We start from the raw sequence: 16,300 nt of genomic DNA, 5'->3' as shown, positions 1-16,300 counted from the left end.
TCTGCTGAGGAATTGATGCCCGATGTGTTCCCGGGGCAAACCGCTTGAGTGACCGTGGCACGGCCTGGCTAGGTTGTTGCGTGTGATCACTGACAAGCTCGTGCCGCGGGTGGTGGCCGTTCTCGCGGTCGGCCTGGCCGCGGCCGGCTGCGCCAACGGCGGCGCCGCCGACACGTCCACCGACGGCAGGCAGGCGCTCACGCAGTCCTTGCAGGGCCTGCAGACCGGCAACTACACCTTCACCCGTACGGGTGGACGCGCAGCGGAGGGCTCGGTGCACCTCCCGGAGAGTTCGATGATCTCCGACGCGTACGGCCCGACGGTTCTGCGCACGGGCCGGGACTTCTTCATGAAGTACCGCATCCACGGCGAGGGCCACGAGCAGTACGGCAAGCTCTACGACCAGTACGCGGGCAAGGCCACCACCAAGAAGGAAGCCGCCGAGCTCCGCAAGGCCAAGGAGATTCTGCGTGTTCTCGACGGCACGCGCTGGGTCCGTGCCGACGAGAAGCGCCTGGTCACCGCGGCGGCCGAGGACGACCTGAGTGGCATGGAAAATCTGCCGCCCACCCCGACCGCCGCCAAGGCCGACATCACCGGGGCCACCGCGCTGATCGACGCCGCGGTCACGGCGAAGCTCTCCGGCAGCACCATCACCGGCACGCTCGACGCGACGAAGGTCGACCCGGAGCTGGGCATCCTCACGAACGACCCGTACTACGTCTACGGCCCGCGGGCGAAGTCCATGACGTTCAAGGCGACCGTCGACGACGGCGGGCGCCTCACGCAGCTGACCGTCGACCTGCCGGGCCCGCTGCAGGACGCCGCCTCCCAGCCGCCCGAGGGCTTCCCGTCGGACGCCCCGACCACCGCCGCCGAGCCACCCCTCACGATCACGGTCTCCGCGTACGGCGAGACGGCCGTCCAGGGTCCGCCCGAGGGTGCGACGGACCTGGACCCGGCCGCGTACGAGATGCTCACGAACGACGTCGACTGAGGAAACTCTGCAGTCCGGCGAGGTCGTCGGTGTTGAGGTGGTCGACACCGGCGGCCACGAGCTCCCGCCACACGGCTTCCCGCTCGGGGCCGGGCGCGTCCGGCGTGGCCCAGAAGCGCACGCGCTGCCGGTGCTGGTGTGCGGTGGCGACGAGGTCCCGCAGCCGGGTGCGCTCGGCGGCGGGCATCGGGCCGACGCCGGTCCAGGTGAAGGTGTTCGTCCAGTTATCGCTGATCAGGGGCATGAAGGACGCCTTCGCCGCGCCGCCCAGGTCGGCCAGGCGCCCGTCGTAGAACGCGTACCGCACCGGCTGCGCGGCCATCAGGTCCCGCGGCCGGTCACCACTGATCACCACGGTCACGGCGCCCTCGGTGACGCGGCCGTGGGCGTACCGGGTGAGGATCCGGCGGTAACCGCGCAGGACCTGGTCGAGCTCGGTGTAGGTGGCCGCCCCGGTGTTCTTGAGGTCGACCAGGAGTTGCATCGGCGGGATGCGGTCGCCGCGGGCGGTGGCGTGGGCGAGCAGCGGGTCGAGGTAGAGCTTCTGCAGGGTGCGGCCCGGCACGACGTCCTCGGGGTCGTGGCCGACGAGCAGTTCACCGCCGACCAGGTAGACGTCGGCCTCGACGCTGGTGAAGCCGTGCTCCCACGCGTCGAAGAGCGGGTTCGTGTGCTCGTAGTCGTTGTGCGCGTGCGCCTGCTCGAGCGGCCGCGCCAGGACGGCGTACGGGGGTGGGAGCCGGAAGCCGCGGTCGGCGAGCACCTGACGGAGACGGTCGGGGTAGTCCGTGATCAGGCCGTCGATCCCGTCGCTGATCAGCTTGTTCATCGTCGCCGGGTCGTCGACGGTCCAGGGCACGACCTTGATGCCGGCGCGGTGTGCGCGGGCGACCAGCGCTTTCGTCACGTACGGCTGATAACCCGGATCGCCGACCTTGCCGTTCTGGGGCGTGCCGTGCACCGGTGAGAACGTCGTGGCGCCGAAGGACTTGATCGCGGCGATGGGGTCGCCGCCGAAGTCGTCGATGTCGAGGCCGCCGAGCCACGGCGAGGCGCCCGGCTGCCCGGTCTGCAGGAAGTCGATGTTGGTCAGGGCGACCACCGGCAGCCGCGGCTCGACCTGGCGCATGCGCATCAGCGAGCCCCAGTCGAAGCTCTGGATCGTGACCCGGCGCAGGAAGCCGGCGGCCCGCACCTCGCGGGCGACCACCTGCACGAACTGCTCGCGCGGCGCGGTCTCCGATGGTGCGCCGGCCTCGACCTTCGTTTCGACGTTGAGCTTGACGCCGTCGGCCCGGAAGCGCTTGACCAGGTCGAAGACCTCACCGAGCACGGGCATCCGCGCACCCGGGTCGGCCTGCTGCTCCGGGAAGTCCGGCAGGGTCCGCGTGCCGCAGTCCAGCGTCTTCACCTGGGCCAGGGTCAGAGTGTTGACGTACTTACCGACGTAGGGGAACTCCGGGTCACCGGCGCTGACGGGTGCCGTGTCGAGGCACTTGCGCCCGTCGACCTTGCGGTCGTGGGTGACCACGGGCCGGCCGTCCTCGGTGATCTGCACGTCGAGCTCCAGCGTGCTCACACCGACGTGCAGGGCGTTGGTGAACGCGCTCAGGGTGCTCTCGGGGCGCAGCCCCAGCCCACCGCGGTGCGCCTGAAGGTCGAAGGACCGGTGCCCGGCCGACGCGGGAACGGGAGCCGCCAGAGCGAGCCCGGCCGCCACAGCCGCCGCGGCGACGCCCGCAAGCCATCGATGAAATGCCATGCGGGCATCGTCGCAGGGTGAGAAGACCGGCCGGTACGTTCAGGCGGCCGGCGGGTGAAGAAGCCGTCACCAGTCCTCGGGCGGCGCGAACTGGCTGACGGTGAACTCGGCACCCTGGGGGTCGCGGACCAGGGCCTTCTTCGCCCACATCTCGTCGGCGGAGCCGAGGATCGTGGCGCCGAGACGTTCGGCGGTGGCGGCGCTGCCGTCGCGGTCGGCCACGGTGAACGTCACGTGCCAGTGGGGCGTCTCGCCGGGTTCCGTGGTGGTGAGCCCGCCGATCACGTCGGCGAATCCCGGCGGCGCACCGGCCTGCCGCTCGTAAATGCCGGGGTCGACGGTGGACGCGAGGTGGTCGCCGTAACCCGGCACCTGCAGCATCGTCCCGGCGCCCGGCATCGCGACGGCTTTCCAGCCGAACACCGCCGGATAGAACTTCAGCGCCGCGTCGGGGTCGCCGGTGTGCAGGTCGCTGAAGTTCCACGTACCCGGGACGTTGGTGACCTGGGCGCCGAGCCGGCGCCGGGCCTGCCAGAGCCGGAACTCCGCACCGCCCGGGTCCCGGCAGACGGCGGCCCGCCCGGCCGGTCCGGGGTCCGCGGGCGGCGAGACCACCGTGCCACCCGCCGCCGTGACGGCCTCGGCCGACGCGTCGGCGCTGTCGACCGCGACGTAGGTGTTCCACACCGCCTGGCCGTCCCCGCCCGGCGCCAGGCCACCCACGTCCTTGCCGTCGAGCGTGGCGATCAAGTAGGTGGGTCCGGCCGCCGTCAGGGTCCACCCGAACAGAGCGCCGTAGAACTCCGCGGCCGCCCGCGGGTCCGGCTGCTCGGTGTCGATCCAGCTGGTCACGCCGTGCGGATAAGTGCGCTGCCCGGTCATCCTGCACCCTCCCTCGCCCTGATCGCCACGCTACGTCACACCCGCTCCCCCACCGGTACGGGCACACGCCGGCGCGACGGGAACCACCAGTTCGAGCGGCCGAGCAGGGTGATCAGGGCGGGCGTGAGGACACCGCGGACCACCGTGGCGTCGATGATGATGCCCGCCGCCAGCGCCGTGGCGAACATCCGCACGTCGGTGACCGGCACACTCGCCAGCGCGGTGAAGGCCAGGAAGAGGATGAGCGCGGCCGAGGTCACCAGGCGCCCGGTGCGGCTGATGCCGGTGACCACGGACGGCACCAGGGTGTCCTCGACGCCGCGCGCTGTCAGCTCGAGGTGCGTCTCGCGGACCCGGTGCAGGATGAACACCTCGTAGTCCATGGACAGCCCGAAGAGGAACGCGAAGACCGCCATCGGGATCCAGATGGTGATCGCGCCGACCGCCGGTGTGTCGAAGAGCAGCCCGCTCCCGTGACCCCACTGCCAGATCACGACCACCACCCCGTACGCCGCACAGGTCGACAACGCGTTCAGCAGCAGGGCTTTCAGCGGCAGCACGATCGAGCGCAGCGTCCAGGCCAGGACAACGAAGGTGGCCACCGCGACCAGCAGCAGGATCAGCCCGAGCGAGCCGTAGACCGCGTCGATGAAGTCGACGTCGAAGGCCGGCGTCCCACCGGCGAGGGCACCCGGGGTCTGCCGCGCGGTCTGAAGAACCTCCGTCACGGTGTCACGGCCCGCCGAGCTGGACGGGTCGGCGGTCGTCCAGACGTCGATCACGCGGTTGCCCTCGGCGACCCAGTCCCCGGGTGCCACGGCACCGGCGACCCCGTCGAGCCCGCCCAGCCGACCGGCCAGGGTCTCGGCGGCCGCGGCGGGAACGAGCACCTCGACCGGGCGGGCGACGCCCTCACCGAAGCCGGCCTCGACGATCCGGGCGAAGGACTGCGCCGGTGCTCCGCCCTGGGCCAGGGTCGCGGTGGCGGGCTGCCCCAGCCGCAGTCCCAGCACCGGGGCCGCGAGCGCGAGGAGAACAACACCGCTGAGCACCGCGGACAGGGCGGGACGGCGGGTCGTGAACCCCGCGATGCGCGTCCACATCGGGCTGTCCGGGCGGTGCCGGCGGCGGGGACGGTCCAGCCGGTCGCCCCACGTGTAGAGCAGCACCGGCAGCAGGGTGACCGCAACAGCGACGCTGACCAGCGGGATCAGCAGACCGGCGTACCCCACGCTGCGCAGGAACGGCACAGGCAGCGCCACCAGCGCGGCGAGGGAGATCGCCACCGTGGCACCGCTGAGCACCACGGCCCGGCCGGCACTGCCCAGTGCCGCGATCACCGCGTTCCGGCGGGCTTCCGGGCCGGCCCCGAGCTTTGCGCGTTCTTCACGCCAGCGGGTGACGACCAGCAGCGCGTAGTCGATGGCCACGCCGAGACCGATCAGCGCCACCAGGAACTGCACGATGAACGAGACGTCGGTGGCCGTGGTGATCCCGCGGACCAGCAGGAACGTCGTCGGGATGGCCACGGCGGCCATGAGCAGCGGCACCACGGCCAGGCCGCTCGCGAAGACCAGGACGAGCACGAGCAGCGCGCCCGCGGCACCGAGCAGGGTCTCGTAGATCGGGCTCGGCTCGGCGCCGCTGTTGCGCCCGGACAGCACCGGCTGCCCGGTCAGCTCGACCGGGGCGCCCCCGATCCGGGCCTGCGCCACCGTCGCTCCGATCCGGGGCAGCGACCGCTGGTAGGGCGCGTTCGACGCATCGGCGCGGGGGTAGACCAGGGCGACCGTGGTCCGCCCGTCCGCCGACAACAGCGCGGCGCCGCCGGGGTCGTCGAAGGACACACTGCGACCGCCCGACGGGGTGACCGTGCCGACGAGGGTCCGCCACTGGTCGCGTACCCGGGGATCGGTGACGGTCTTGCCCTCGGGGAGGGTGACGGTCAGCAGCAGGGGTGAATTGCGGCCGCCGGTCTGGGCGAAGCGCTGGGCCAGAGCGTCGTTGGCCGCCTGACCCGGGCGGTCGGGCAGGCGGGTCTCGTAGCTGAGGCGGTCGACGGTGCCGGCGGCCAGCGCGCCGCCGGCCAGCGCGAACGCCACCCAGACGAGCACCACCGGCAGGCGGTGCGCGAGCACCCAGCGGGTCAAGCGTTCCATGGCAGCGGCCTTCCGCTCACGACAGTCATCGGTACGGGCATGGCGGAGACGATGCCGCCCGGGGTGGGTCGCCGTCGTCAGGCCGGTGCGGTCACTTGCGCTACGGCGGGCAGCGCAGGACGGCACGATCTACGTCCGCTGCGGTAGTCACGACTGCATCCTGAGGAGGACGTGCCGACGGGCCCCGGTCCCCTATCGTTTCGTGGCATGGAAGCCGACAGTCGCGTACGGGGGTGGCGGCTCCTCGCCGCCACGGCCGGGCTGACCGTGCTCGTCGTCGTCGCCGCGGTCACCTCACCGCCCGGCCGCGTCCGGCTCGACCTGCTCAGCTCGGTCGTGCTGGTGCTCCCGGCGCTGGCCACGGCCGCCCGCGCCCGCTTCCCGGTCGCCGTGCTCGCCGTGGCGACGCTCGGACTGGTCGTCTATCAGGTGCGCGGTTATCCGGGCGTCGCCCCGGCGCTGACCGTCATGGTCGCGCTCTTCGCCACCGTCAGGGCCGGGCACCGCTGGGCGGCGGGAGTGGCCGTCGCCGTGAGCCTGCTGGGCGGCTTCGCCGGTGAGCTGGCCGCCCCGGGTGATCCGGACCAAGGTGTGTTCCAGCGCTGGCTGCTGCTGGTCGGCTGGTTGCTCGCCTCGTGTGTCGCCGCCGAGCTGTCCCGCCAGCGCCGCCACCAGCTCGGCCTCGTCGAGGAACGTGCGGCCACGGCCGAACGCACCCGCGAGGAGACCGCCCGCCGCCGGGCCGACGAGGAACGGCTGCGGATCGCCCGCGACCTGCACGACGCGCTGACACACAGCATCTCGCTGATCAACGTCCAGGCCGGTGTGGCCGTCCACCTGGCCCGCAAGAACGGCGAGTCTGTCCCCGAGGCGCTGGTGACCATCCAGGAGACGGGCCGCGAGGCGATGCGGGAGCTGCGGGCGACCCTCGAGGTGCTCCGCGCCGACGACACCGCCGGCGGCGCCGGCCTGGACCGTCTCGACCGGCTGGTCGAGGGCGCCCGCAAGGCCGGGCTGCCGGTCACCGTCACCGTGAACGGGCTGCCGCGTGACCTGCCGGCGCCGGTCGACCGCACCGCGTACCGCATCGTCCAGGAGGCGCTCACCAACGTCACCCGGCACGCCGGTCCGGCCAGTGCGGCGGTCCGGCTCGACTACGGCGAGTGTGAGCTGAGCGTCCGTGTCGACGACGACGGCACCGGCAGTGGTGCGCCGGGCGGGACCGGTGTCGGGCTGGTCGGCATGCGGGAACGCGTCGCCGCCCTCGGTGGTTCGCTGCACGCCGGTCCACGCTCCGGCACCGGGTTCAGCGTCCGGGCCACCCTGCCGATGGAGGCGCCGTCGTGATCCGGGTGCTGCTGGTCGACGACCAGGCGCTGATCCGGGCGGGCTTCCGCGCGCTGATCAGCGCCGAGGACGACCTCGAGGTGGTCGCCGAGGCCGCCGACGGCCGTGAGGCGGTGGCCCTGGCCGCCCGGCACCTGCCCGACGTCGCCCTGATCGACATCCAGATGCCGGTCCTCGACGGCATCGAGGCCACCCGCCGGATCGCCGACGACCCGGCCCTGGCCGGCGTCCACGTGGTGATCCTGACCAACTACGGCCTCGACGAGTACGTCTACCGGGCGCTGCGGGCCGGAGCGGCCGGCTTCCTCGTCAAGGACACCGAACCGGTCGACCTGCTGCACGGCATCCGGGTCGCGGCCCGCGGGGACGCGCTGCTCTCGCCCGCGATCACCCGCCGGCTGATCGGCGAGTACGTCTCACGGCCGCCGCGCGGCGACCGCGCCACCGCTCTGGAGGTCCTCACCAACCGGGAACGCGAGGTCGTGGCGCTCGCCGCGCGGGGACTGTCCAACGACGAGATCGCGGCGGGCATGGTCATCAGCGTGGCCACGGCGAAGACCCACATCAGCCGGGCGATGACCAAGCTCCGCGCCCGCGACCGGGCTCAGCTGGTCGTCCTCGCGTACGAGAGCGGTCTGGTCACGCCCGCGGTTTAGTGCGGCGGGACGGTGGGCGGACGATCAGGAAGATCAGCCCGGCGGCGGCCACCAGGAGCAGCGGCACCAGCCAGACCCAGATGCTGGTGTCATCGGACGCCTGCCGGGTCTGCGGTGCGGCCTGGGCCTGAGCCTGGGCCGGGGCCGACTCGTGAGCGGCGGCGGCGAGGAGCTCCGGTTTCGGCTGGTCGGCCGGGGCCTGCCAGCCGGCGGGCGCGGGTGTGGACCGGCCGCTGTAGGAGAACTTGACGTCGCCCTTGACCACGTCGCCGTCCGAGGCCACCGTGTGGTAGCGCACCACGTACTCACCCAGGGCCGGCCAGTGGCTCACGCCGACCTTCACCGGGAAGCCCGTGGAGTAGAGCAGCGGCTTCCACTCGCCGTCGGTGAGCTGGTATTCCTGCACCGGCTTGGCCAGCTTGACCGGCTCGGCGTTCGACCAGCCGGCGTCCACCCGCTCCCCGGTCGGCGAGGTGACCGTGAAGTACGCAAAGGGCGACGGCTTCTCGGTGAACGTCAGCGAAACCGTCTCGACCGGGTCGGCGAGCGTGCTGCCACCGGCCGGTGCGGTCACGGCCAGCCCGCCGTGCGCCAGTGCGGGACCCGGTGCGAGCACCGCTCCCGCGAGCAGTCCGGCCAGCACCGCAACGAACACCCGACCCATCGACGACCTCCCCTGTCCTGGCCGAAAGATTAGCTTCTCCGGCGCACTGTGGACAGGGACCCGGCGGCACCCGGTGCGGGTGCCGCCGGGCGTGGCTCAGGCGGGTACGGCCGGCAGGCTCGCCATGGCCGCGGCGACCGCGTCGGCGGACAGCTCGTGGTCGACCATCTCCCCGGCGAGGAACCGCCCGTACGCGGGGAGGTCGAGGTGACCGTGGCCGCACAGCGCCGTCAGGATGACCTTCGGCTCACCGGTCTCCTTGCACCGCAACGCCTCCTCGATGCAGGCGGCAAGGGCGTGGGTCGGCTCCGGCGCCGGGATGATGCCCTCGCTGCGGGCGAACGTCACGCCGGCCTCGAAACACTCCCGCTGGTTCTTGGCGACCGCCTCGATCAGGCCCAGCTCGTAGACGTGGGAGATCAGCGGGGACATGCCGTGGTAGCGCAGGCCACCGGCGTGGATGGGGTCGGGGATGAAGTCGTGGCCCAGGGTGTGCATCTTCATCAGCGGGGTCATGCCTGCGGTGTCGCCGAAGTCGTAGGCGTACACGCCCTTGGTCAGGGAGGGGCAGGAGCTGGGCTCGACCGCGCGGATGACCGGCGCCATCCGGCCGGCCAGCTTCTCGCGGAGGAACGGGAACGCGAGCCCGGCGAAGTTGGACCCGCCACCGGTGCAGCCCACGATGACGTCCGGCACGGCGCCGACCTTGGCCAGCTGCGCCAGCGCCTCCTCGCCGATCACGGTCTGGTGGAGCAGCACGTGGTTGAGGACGCTGCCGAGGGCGTAGTTGGTGTCCGGTGACTGCGCGGCGACCTCGACCGCCTCGCTGATGGCGATGCCCAGTGAGCCGGGCGAGTCCGGGTCGGCGGCGAGGATCCGGCGGCCCGCCTCGGTCAGCTCGGACGGTGACGGGTGGATGGTGCCGCCGAACGTCTCGATCATCATCTTCCGGTACGGCTTCTGGTCGTACGAGGCCCGCACCTGCCAGATCTCGCACTCGAGCCCGAACTGCGCACTGGCGAAGGCGAGCGCGGTGCCCCACTGCCCGGCACCGGTCTCGGTGGTCAGGCGCCGGATGCCGGCCGCGGCGTTGTAGTACGCCTGCGGCACCGCGGTGTTCGGCTTGTGCGAGCCGGCCGGCGACACACCCTCGTACTTGTAGTAGATCTTCGCGGGTGTGCCGAGCAGGCGTTCGAGGCGGTGGGCCCGGAACAGCGGCGAGGGGCGCCAGAGGCGGTAGACCTCCTGCACCTCCTCGGGGATCTCGACGTAGCGCTCGGTCGTGACCTCCTGCTCGATCAGGGCCTGCGGGAACAGCGGCGCAAGATCGTCCGGGCCGATCGGCTGCAGGGTCCCGGGGTGCAGCACCGGCGGTGGCGGGCTCGGCAGGTCCGGCACGATGTTGTACCAGTGGCTCGGCATCTCGGACTCGGAGAGCAGGATCTTGGTGGCGGCGGCGTCCGCTGCGATGGTCATGGCCCGATCATCAGCCATCGCGGGGGTCATCCCCGGTCATTTCCCCCGTTGGTGCGGTCAGTCGGACCCGTCGAGAATTTCTCGCACTCCGGCCAGCATCCGGAAGATCTCGATGCGCCCGTCGAGGAAGCCCATCCGGTAGTCCGCACCGGTGGCCGGATGCGCCGCGTGGTCCGCGTTGCGCTCTCCCGCGAGAGCGTCCGCACGCCCGGTGCTGTACGCCAGCAGCACGTCGTCCATGAGCCCTCCCCGTTTCGCCAGCGCCCATGGTGCCCGTCACCCGCCGGGCCGGACATGGGCTGTCCATCCGAGCCCGGCCCAGCCGATCCGCCAGCTTCTCCACGGAGAGTCATCGATCGACTGCGGTGAGCTGCTCCGACCGTGGGCAGTCGACAAATGGATGAACGCTCGGTGCCGGTACGCATCTTCGCGCCGTTCCGGGACGTCGATATGCCACCCTGGGGCCCCACAATCACGGAGGCACCATGGCCAGGCGCGTTTTTGTGCACATCGGTGCGCCGAAAACGGGCAGCACCTATGTGCAGAACGTCCTCTGGAGCAACCGCAAGGCCCTGAAAGGCGCCGGCCTTCTGCTGCCCGGGAGCCCGTCGGCACAGGACCAGGCGATGACCGATCTGCGCCAGGTCTCCTGGCGGGACGCCGACGCCACCTGGACCTGGGACCGGCTCGCGGCGGAGGCCGCCGCCTGGTCCGGCGACGTGGTCATCAGCAACGAGGCGCTGGGCGGAGCCACCGACGCACAGGCCGCCCGCGCGGTGGAGAGCCTGCGACCGGCCGAGGTGCACATCGTCGTGGCCGGACGCGACCTGTGGCGGACCTTCCCGTCGATGTGGCAGCAGGGCATCCGCGCCCGGAACGTCGGCAGCTTCGAGTCCTTCCTGCGCAGCGTCGAGCAGGGGAAGTTCGACACCTTCTGGGAGCTGCACACCGCGAACCGGATGCTGCGGCGCTGGGGTGACCTCGTTCCGGCCACCCAGCGGCACCTGGTGACCGTGCCGCCGCCCGGCACACCGCACGAGACCCTCTGGCTGCGTTTTGCCGGCATCCTGGGCATTCCCGAGGGCCTGTGCGAGCTGACCGCTCCGGCCGCGAACCCGTCGCTGGGCGCCGCCGAGATCGAGGTGCTCCGGCGGGTCAACGCGGCGCTGGGCGACCGGTACCCGCACCGGACGCCGTACCAGCGGGTCGTCCAGCGGCACCTGGTCGACGCGGTGCTCAAGCAGGCCCCGAACAAGCTGAGGTTCGGTGTCGGGCTGGACCGCGCCGACTGGGTCGCGGAGCAGGCCGAGCAGCAGATCAAGGAGCTCGCGGACTACCCGTGCGAGATCGCCGGTGACCTCGACGAGCTGCGCCCGGCCGCGATGGCGGCGACGTTCTCCCCCGACGACCTCGACGAGAAGCAGGTGCTCGACGCCGCCATCGAGACCATCATCGGCATGCTCGCGCACGCCGACTCCCGCACCGAGCCCCCGCAGCCCACCCGGACGCTGTCGCGGCTCAAGCGCCGTCTGCTGCGCTGACCGGATCGACGGCCAGCCGTCGTTTGTGGGTGTAGACGATCGACGTCCGGAAGCCGATCACCTCCTTGCGCTTGCTGAACCGGTCGACCAGCATCGCGTGCATGTCGGCGATGGTGGGTGTCGCGACGTGCACCAGGAAGTCGTCGCTGCCGCCGAGCACGAACACGGCGAGCACCTCGGGCTGCTGCAGCGCGAAGGTCTCGAACCCCCGGATGACGTCGCGGCCGAGCGGCCGGATGGTGAAGGCGATCAGCGCCTGCACCCCGCGCCCGATCTTGGCCAGGTCGACCTCGGCGTGGAAACCCTTGAGGACACCCTGCTCCCGCAGCGCCCGGGTGCGGACCAGGCAGCTCGACGGCGCCAGCCCGAGGCGGGCGGCCAGCTCCCGGTTGGTCAGCCGTGCGTCCGCCTGCAGTTCCCGCAGGATCGCCGAATCCAGTTCGTCCATGACCACCGATCCTGCCACCTCACCGAACATCGTTCGGTCAGACTCCCGCATCATGCGCAGGAGACCCACGATCACGGCATGACCCTGAATTCACGACCCGAGACGGTACGCGTGCAGCGCGGCACCCGCACCGGTCAGATGATCATCGTGAGCGTGGACTCGACCGTGCTGGGCCCGGCGCTCGGCGGGTGCCGGATCCGGACCTACCCGGCCTGGCGCGACGGCCTCGACGACGCGCTGCGCCTGTCGTCGGCGATGACCGAGAAGGCTGCGCTGGCCGGACTGCCCTACGGCGGCGGCAAGACGGTCGTGGCGCTCGAAGGGCCGGAACCGCGTCGCGCCGACCTGCTCGCCGACGTGGGCGACCTGGTGGAGAGCTTCGGCGGGCGGTATCTCACCGGCCCCGACGTCGGCACCTCCCCCGACGACATGACCGTGCTCCGGCGGACCACCGAGCACGTGCTGTGCCGCCCCGAGTCCGAGGGCGGCAGCGGCGACTCCTCCGGGCCCACCGCCGCCGGTGTGCTCGCGTCGATCGAGGCAGTCCGGGCACACCGCTTCCCGGGCCGCCCGCTGGAGTCGCTCAGCTTTGCCGTGCTCGGCCTCGGACACGTCGGCACGCTGGTCGCCTCGCACCTCGCGGCGGCCGGTGCCCGGCTCACTGTCACGGACATCGACGCTTCCCGGCGTACCGTGGCTCGCGGGTGGGGAGCGACCTGGATCGACCCGGACCGGGCGCTGGGAGCGGAGGCCGACGTGCTCGTCCCGTCCGCCGTCGGCGGGATCCTGTGCCCGGACACGATCGGCACGCTGCGCTGCGGCGCGATCGTCGGCGCGGCCAACAATCAGCTCGACGCCGACACGACGGCGGATCTGCTGCACGCCCGCGGCATCTGCTGGGCTCCGGACACTGTGGTCAGCGCGGGCGGGATCGTCTCGGCCATCGCGCGGGAGCGGGATCTCGTGTCGCCGGACGAGGCCGCGCGCCGGGTCGGCGACATCGGCCGACGCCTCGGGGAGATCCTGGCGGCGGCCGCCCGCGACGACGTCGCGCCGCTGCGGGAGGCCCGTCGGCAGGTGCAGGACCTGCTCACACCGCCGATGGTGTGAGCGGCGGCTTATCGATAGAAGAACGTCTCTGGACGGACCGCACCCGCAGGAAGTATGGTCCAGGACGGCTATGGGAGCGCTCCCAGCACCCGCCGTCCCCCACCCCGAACCGCAGGAGGTTCCGATGCGCCGGGCCGTCCAGGCACTACTGATCAGTGGCGTGCTGTTCCCCGCAGCCGCCTGCGGCACCGCCGCCAGCACCCCCAGCGCCAGCGTGTCGGAGGCCCCCGCCGTGGTCACGGCCGCGGACCTCTCGACCCGCGCCGCGTGCGAGTCGCTCAGCCAGGTCTACAGCAGAAACCTGGCGCCGCTCGCCCAGTCACTGAACGAGATGGTCGCCGCCCGCACGAGCGCGGGCGCCGACAAGGAGCAGGAGCGGAAGGTCAAGCAGTCACTGACCAACTTCGCCACCGCCCTGGAACTGGCCACCCACGACAGCAACGACACCGCGGTGCGCACGGACGGCGAGAAGACCGCCGACCAGCTGCGCGCCCGGGCCGGGGACGCCAAGTTCCTCCGTACGATCAAGACCGCCGAGGACGCGCAGAAGGTCATGGGCCCCACCCTCAAGGAGTGGCTCGCCCCGATGGCCAAGCACTGCAGCTAAGCCTTCCAGTAGGGGTCTCGGCCGATGAAGCCCAGGAGGCGGGTCTGGACGTCGGCGTCCGCGGGCACCTCGACGCGGGCGCCGTACTGGCCCGAGGAGCGGATGACGTCCTCCATCGACTCCATCCCGGCCAGCAGCTGGGCGCAGAAGGCGGCGTCCAGGCTGTCGTCCTGGCCGGTGGCGCGGGACAGGTCCCAGGTGTGCATGAACACGTCGGCGGTGTAGAACCGGTCGATCGCGGCCGGCACCGGCACGCTGCCGAGGTGCGGGTTGGTGAGCTCCCGCTGCGCCGACCCCGGATCGTCCAGCACCGCCTGCACACCGTCACTGTGCACCCGCCACGCGGCGACCGGGTCCTCGTCGACCGACGGCCCGCGGGGCAGCTCGATGCCGGAGCCGGCGGCGAGAAACCCCGGGAACCAGTCGGTCAGGTGCCGCACCACGTCGCGGGCGGTCCAGCCGGCGACCGGGGACGGCACGTCCCAGGACCCGGTGCCTTCGACGCGGTCCGTGAAGTCCCCGGCGATCCGGCGGTGCCGGTCGTCCGGGCGGTCAGACAAGGTCATCGGTGGTCATCCTCTCGAGCTTCGTGTACCCCTGATCGAGGCCGGTCCTCATGCCGCTGCGCAACCAGCCGTCGCGGCCCTCAAAACTGTCCAGGAGCGACTGGGTCCGCAGCCGCGCGCGGCCGTCACCCAGGTCGTCGATCCACAACGTCGTCAGTGCGACCCCGTCGGGCTCGCCCTCGAAGGTGAACGTCTGCACGATCCGGTCCGGCCTGACGTCGTGGAAGCAGCCCCGGAACGCGTACTCGGTGCCGTCGCGTTCCGAGACGTACCGCCAGCTGCCGCCGGTGGACGCGTCCCAGTGGTCGATCCGGGTGGTCATGCCGTCCGGACCGATCCACCGCGCGAACACGACCGGATCGGTGTGGGCGCGGAAGAGCTGGGCCGGTGTCGCCGCGAAGCACGGGTCGTCCGGACGACCGGCAGGGCCGGATCCGCCTCGACGAGCGTCTCACTCATCCTGGGCATCGCCGCTCTCCTCCATCTCCGCCAGCACGGCGTCCAGCCGGCGGTAGCGCTGCTCGGCGCGGACCCGGTAACGCTCGATCCAGGCGTTCATCAGGTCGAACACCTCCACCTCCAGGCGCACCGGCCGGGGCTGTGGCCCGGGCGGACGGCTGACGAGCCCGGCCTCCTCCAGCACACGCAGGTGTTTGTAGACAGCCTGCAACGTCATCCGGTAGGGCTCGGCCAGCTGACTCGCCGTGGCGTCACCCTCGGACAGCCGGGCCACCATGTCGAGGCGGGTCGGGTCTGCGAGGGCTGCAAACACGCGGGGCAGCACGTCCGTGGTCACTTTCAACTCCCTGGTTTAAAGAGGACCGTAGACCGCTTTCGCGTACGGTGTCAACCGCCTGGTTGAAAGGGCCGCTTCCCGTGGGGCCGGAACGCTGCGAGGATGCTGGGATGGACGACACCAGGAGTGACTTGCGGGACGACCAGGGCACCGGGGCCGCGATCGGGCGGCGGGCCTTCTTCAGCCGGACGCTGCTGGCGGCCGGCGCGGTGACGGGCTTGCTGATGCTGACGGGCTGCCCGGGCAGCGACGGGGACGATGACGACGACGATGACGGCGGGGACGACGACTGAGGCGGAGCCTCACCCGCGGCGGCGGGCCCAGCTCAGCATCCAGGCGGGGCCTCACCCGCGGCGGCGGGCCCAGCTCGGCATCCAGGCGCCGGCCGGGCCCGCCGGCCGCGTCGCCGCCAGATGCCGGCGCAGGGCTGTGAGCGTCGGGTGCGGGTTGCCCGCCCGGCGCACGAAGGAGTGCGGATAGACCGGTGCCGGGTCCCGCAACGGGATGCGGCGCAGATCCTGACTGGCCGGCCAGAGATATCTGTCCCGTGACCCCACGAGCGTCGTCAGGCCGTCGGACCCGGCGATCGCGTCCTGCAGCGCTTCCGTGCCGAAGTTCGGCCCGATGGCGTCGATCCGCAGGTCGAACGTCTCGGCCAGCTCCTCGTAGAAGGCGGCCCACTCGGTGCCCGGCCGGATGCCCGGGATCCAGATGCGATGCCCGGACAGGTCCGCGGGTGTGAGCGAACGCGCGCCGGCCAGGGGATGCAACGGGCCGGCGAGCAGCTGCAACGGGTCGTCCAGCACCCGTTCGACACGAATGTCACCGGGCAGATCCTTCACCCGTACGGGAAGTGCCCGGAAGGTCGCGTCGATCTCCCCCGTGCGGACGGCCTCGATCGCGATCTCGAAATTCGCATCCGAGAGCGTCACGACGTCGAGCTCGATCCCCGGGTGCGCCTGATAGAAGTTCTGCAACGCGACGGCCGGGGCGATGCGCCGGTTGATGACGTCGACACGCAACGCCCGCTCCCCCGGCCGGACCGAGGCCGCCGCCCGCTCGGCCGCCCGGAGCAACTCGCGGGCGTGCGGCAGGAAAGCCTGCCCGTCGAGCGTGACCTGCGCCCCCCGAGCCGTCCGCGCGAAGAGCGTGACACCGAGGCTGCGCTCGAGGTTCGCCACCCGCTTGGAGACCGCCTGCTGCGTGACCCCCAGCTCGACGGCGGCCTCCTGGAACTGCCCCGCATCGGCGACGGCGACAAACGTACGCACAGCCTCGATCTCCACGCC

General features: G+C 71.9%; 17 protein-coding genes and 2 pseudogenes. 7 read left to right on the top strand and 12 right to left on the bottom strand.

Annotated elements, in window-relative coordinates; translation table 11 throughout:
- The first annotated feature begins 82 nt into the window (after positions 1 to 82).
- A complete protein-coding gene (locus tag AFR_RS16260) occupies positions 83 to 997 on the top strand; it encodes a hypothetical protein (protein ID WP_023361591.1) in 915 nt (304 codons plus the stop codon).
- Here the strand turns inward: AFR_RS16260 and AFR_RS47835 are convergent.
- The 4 genes and pseudogenes from AFR_RS47835 to AFR_RS16245 all read right to left on the bottom strand — a co-directional run.
- Positions 978 to 1,712: pseudogene (locus AFR_RS47835) on the bottom strand (phosphatidylinositol-specific phospholipase C/glycerophosphodiester phosphodiesterase family protein); the annotation flags it as partial. The gene AFR_RS16260 and the pseudogene AFR_RS47835 sit on opposite strands and share 20 nt — an antisense overlap.
- Before the next feature lie 84 nt (positions 1,713 to 1,796).
- Positions 1,797 to 2,759 (bottom strand): annotated as a pseudogene (locus AFR_RS47440) (glycerophosphodiester phosphodiesterase family protein); the annotation flags it as partial.
- A gap of 66 nt (positions 2,760 to 2,825) precedes the next feature.
- Positions 2,826 to 3,641, bottom strand: a complete 816-nt coding sequence (locus tag AFR_RS16250) for a VOC family protein (protein ID WP_023361589.1) — start codon at positions 3,639 to 3,641, stop codon at positions 2,826 to 2,828.
- A 35-nt stretch (positions 3,642 to 3,676) separates the two neighbouring features.
- Complete coding sequence (locus AFR_RS16245; RefSeq protein WP_023361588.1) at positions 3,677 to 5,800, bottom strand: MMPL family transporter; 2,124 nt, start codon at positions 5,798 to 5,800, stop codon at positions 3,677 to 3,679.
- A gap of 207 nt (positions 5,801 to 6,007) precedes the next feature.
- On the opposite strand from AFR_RS16245, the gene AFR_RS16240 reads away from it, so the two are divergent.
- Positions 6,008 to 7,147, top strand: a complete 1,140-nt coding sequence (locus tag AFR_RS16240) for a sensor histidine kinase (protein ID WP_023361587.1) — start codon at positions 6,008 to 6,010, stop codon at positions 7,145 to 7,147.
- Positions 7,144 to 7,803 carry a response regulator gene (locus tag AFR_RS16235; protein WP_023361586.1) on the top strand — a complete coding sequence of 220 codons (660 nt, stop codon included), beginning with the start codon at positions 7,144 to 7,146 and terminating at the stop codon, positions 7,801 to 7,803. The genes AFR_RS16240 and AFR_RS16235 overlap by 4 nt, the downstream gene beginning before the upstream one ends.
- Here AFR_RS16235 and AFR_RS16230 read toward each other — a convergent pair.
- The 3 genes from AFR_RS16230 to AFR_RS16220 all read right to left on the bottom strand — a co-directional run bounded on the left by AFR_RS16230 (position 7,787) and on the right by AFR_RS16220 (position 10,183).
- Positions 7,787 to 8,467 carry a copper resistance CopC family protein gene (locus AFR_RS16230; protein ID WP_023361585.1) on the bottom strand — a complete coding sequence of 227 codons (681 nt, stop codon included), beginning with the start codon at positions 8,465 to 8,467 and terminating at the stop codon, positions 7,787 to 7,789. The two genes, AFR_RS16235 and AFR_RS16230, sit on opposite strands and share 17 nt — an antisense overlap.
- Before the next feature lie 96 nt (positions 8,468 to 8,563).
- Entirely contained in the window at positions 8,564 to 9,943 is a 1,380-nt protein-coding gene (locus tag AFR_RS16225; protein ID WP_023361584.1) for a TrpB-like pyridoxal phosphate-dependent enzyme, read from the bottom strand.
- 57 nt (positions 9,944 to 10,000) lie between these two features.
- The gene (locus AFR_RS16220) at positions 10,001 to 10,183 is read right to left on the bottom strand and encodes a hypothetical protein (protein WP_023361583.1); all 183 of its coding nucleotides are present in this window, start codon (positions 10,181 to 10,183) and stop codon (positions 10,001 to 10,003) included.
- A gap of 245 nt (positions 10,184 to 10,428) precedes the next feature.
- On the opposite strand from AFR_RS16220, the gene AFR_RS16215 reads away from it, so the two are divergent.
- Complete coding sequence (locus AFR_RS16215; protein ID WP_023361582.1) at positions 10,429 to 11,484, top strand: hypothetical protein; 1,056 nt, start codon at positions 10,429 to 10,431, stop codon at positions 11,482 to 11,484.
- On the opposite strand, the gene AFR_RS16210 is transcribed toward AFR_RS16215, so the two are convergent.
- Entirely contained in the window at positions 11,462 to 11,932 is a 471-nt protein-coding gene (locus AFR_RS16210; RefSeq protein WP_041842280.1) for an Lrp/AsnC family transcriptional regulator, read from the bottom strand. The genes AFR_RS16215 and AFR_RS16210 overlap by 23 nt on opposite strands.
- A gap of 78 nt (positions 11,933 to 12,010) precedes the next feature.
- Between AFR_RS16210 and AFR_RS16205 the strand changes: the two genes are divergently transcribed.
- Positions 12,011 to 13,042: a Glu/Leu/Phe/Val dehydrogenase dimerization domain-containing protein gene (locus tag AFR_RS16205; protein ID WP_023361580.1), complete on the top strand. Its 1,032-nt coding sequence runs from the start codon at positions 12,011 to 12,013 to the stop codon at positions 13,040 to 13,042.
- A gap of 124 nt (positions 13,043 to 13,166) precedes the next feature.
- Positions 13,167 to 13,649 (top strand): hypothetical protein, encoded by a 483-nt coding sequence (locus AFR_RS16200; RefSeq protein WP_023361579.1) that lies wholly within the window; start codon positions 13,167 to 13,169, stop codon positions 13,647 to 13,649.
- Here AFR_RS16200 and AFR_RS16195 read toward each other — a convergent pair.
- The 3 genes from AFR_RS16195 to AFR_RS16185 form a co-directional block, all read right to left on the bottom strand.
- Entirely contained in the window at positions 13,646 to 14,215 is a 570-nt protein-coding gene (locus AFR_RS16195; RefSeq protein WP_023361578.1) for a TIGR03086 family metal-binding protein, read from the bottom strand. The two genes, AFR_RS16200 and AFR_RS16195, sit on opposite strands and share 4 nt — an antisense overlap.
- Positions 14,202 to 14,567 carry an SRPBCC domain-containing protein gene (locus AFR_RS16190; RefSeq protein WP_023361577.1) on the bottom strand — a complete coding sequence of 122 codons (366 nt, stop codon included), beginning with the start codon at positions 14,565 to 14,567 and terminating at the stop codon, positions 14,202 to 14,204. Before AFR_RS16190 ends, AFR_RS16195 begins: the two co-directional genes overlap by 14 nt.
- 99 nt (positions 14,568 to 14,666) lie before the next feature.
- Entirely contained in the window at positions 14,667 to 15,011 is a 345-nt protein-coding gene (locus tag AFR_RS16185; RefSeq protein ID WP_023361576.1) for an ArsR/SmtB family transcription factor, read from the bottom strand.
- A 110-nt stretch (positions 15,012 to 15,121) separates the two neighbouring features.
- Between AFR_RS16185 and AFR_RS16180 the strand changes: the two genes are divergently transcribed.
- Complete coding sequence (locus tag AFR_RS16180; protein WP_023361575.1) at positions 15,122 to 15,304, top strand: hypothetical protein; 183 nt, start codon at positions 15,122 to 15,124, stop codon at positions 15,302 to 15,304.
- A gap of 51 nt (positions 15,305 to 15,355) precedes the next feature.
- Here AFR_RS16180 and AFR_RS16175 read toward each other — a convergent pair whose 3' ends face one another.
- Positions 15,356 to 16,297 carry a LysR family transcriptional regulator gene (locus tag AFR_RS16175; RefSeq protein ID WP_041842279.1) on the bottom strand — a complete coding sequence of 314 codons (942 nt, stop codon included), beginning with the start codon at positions 16,295 to 16,297 and terminating at the stop codon, positions 15,356 to 15,358.
- Positions 16,298 to 16,300: the final 3 nt, after the last annotated feature.

Origin of the sequence: Amorphoplanes friuliensis DSM 7358, from assembly GCF_000494755.1 — a bacterium.
GTDB lineage: Bacteria > Actinomycetota > Actinomycetes > Mycobacteriales > Micromonosporaceae > Actinoplanes > Actinoplanes friuliensis.
The sequence above is the reverse complement of the archived record's forward strand: the minus strand, read 5'-3'. Positions and strand labels throughout refer to the sequence as shown.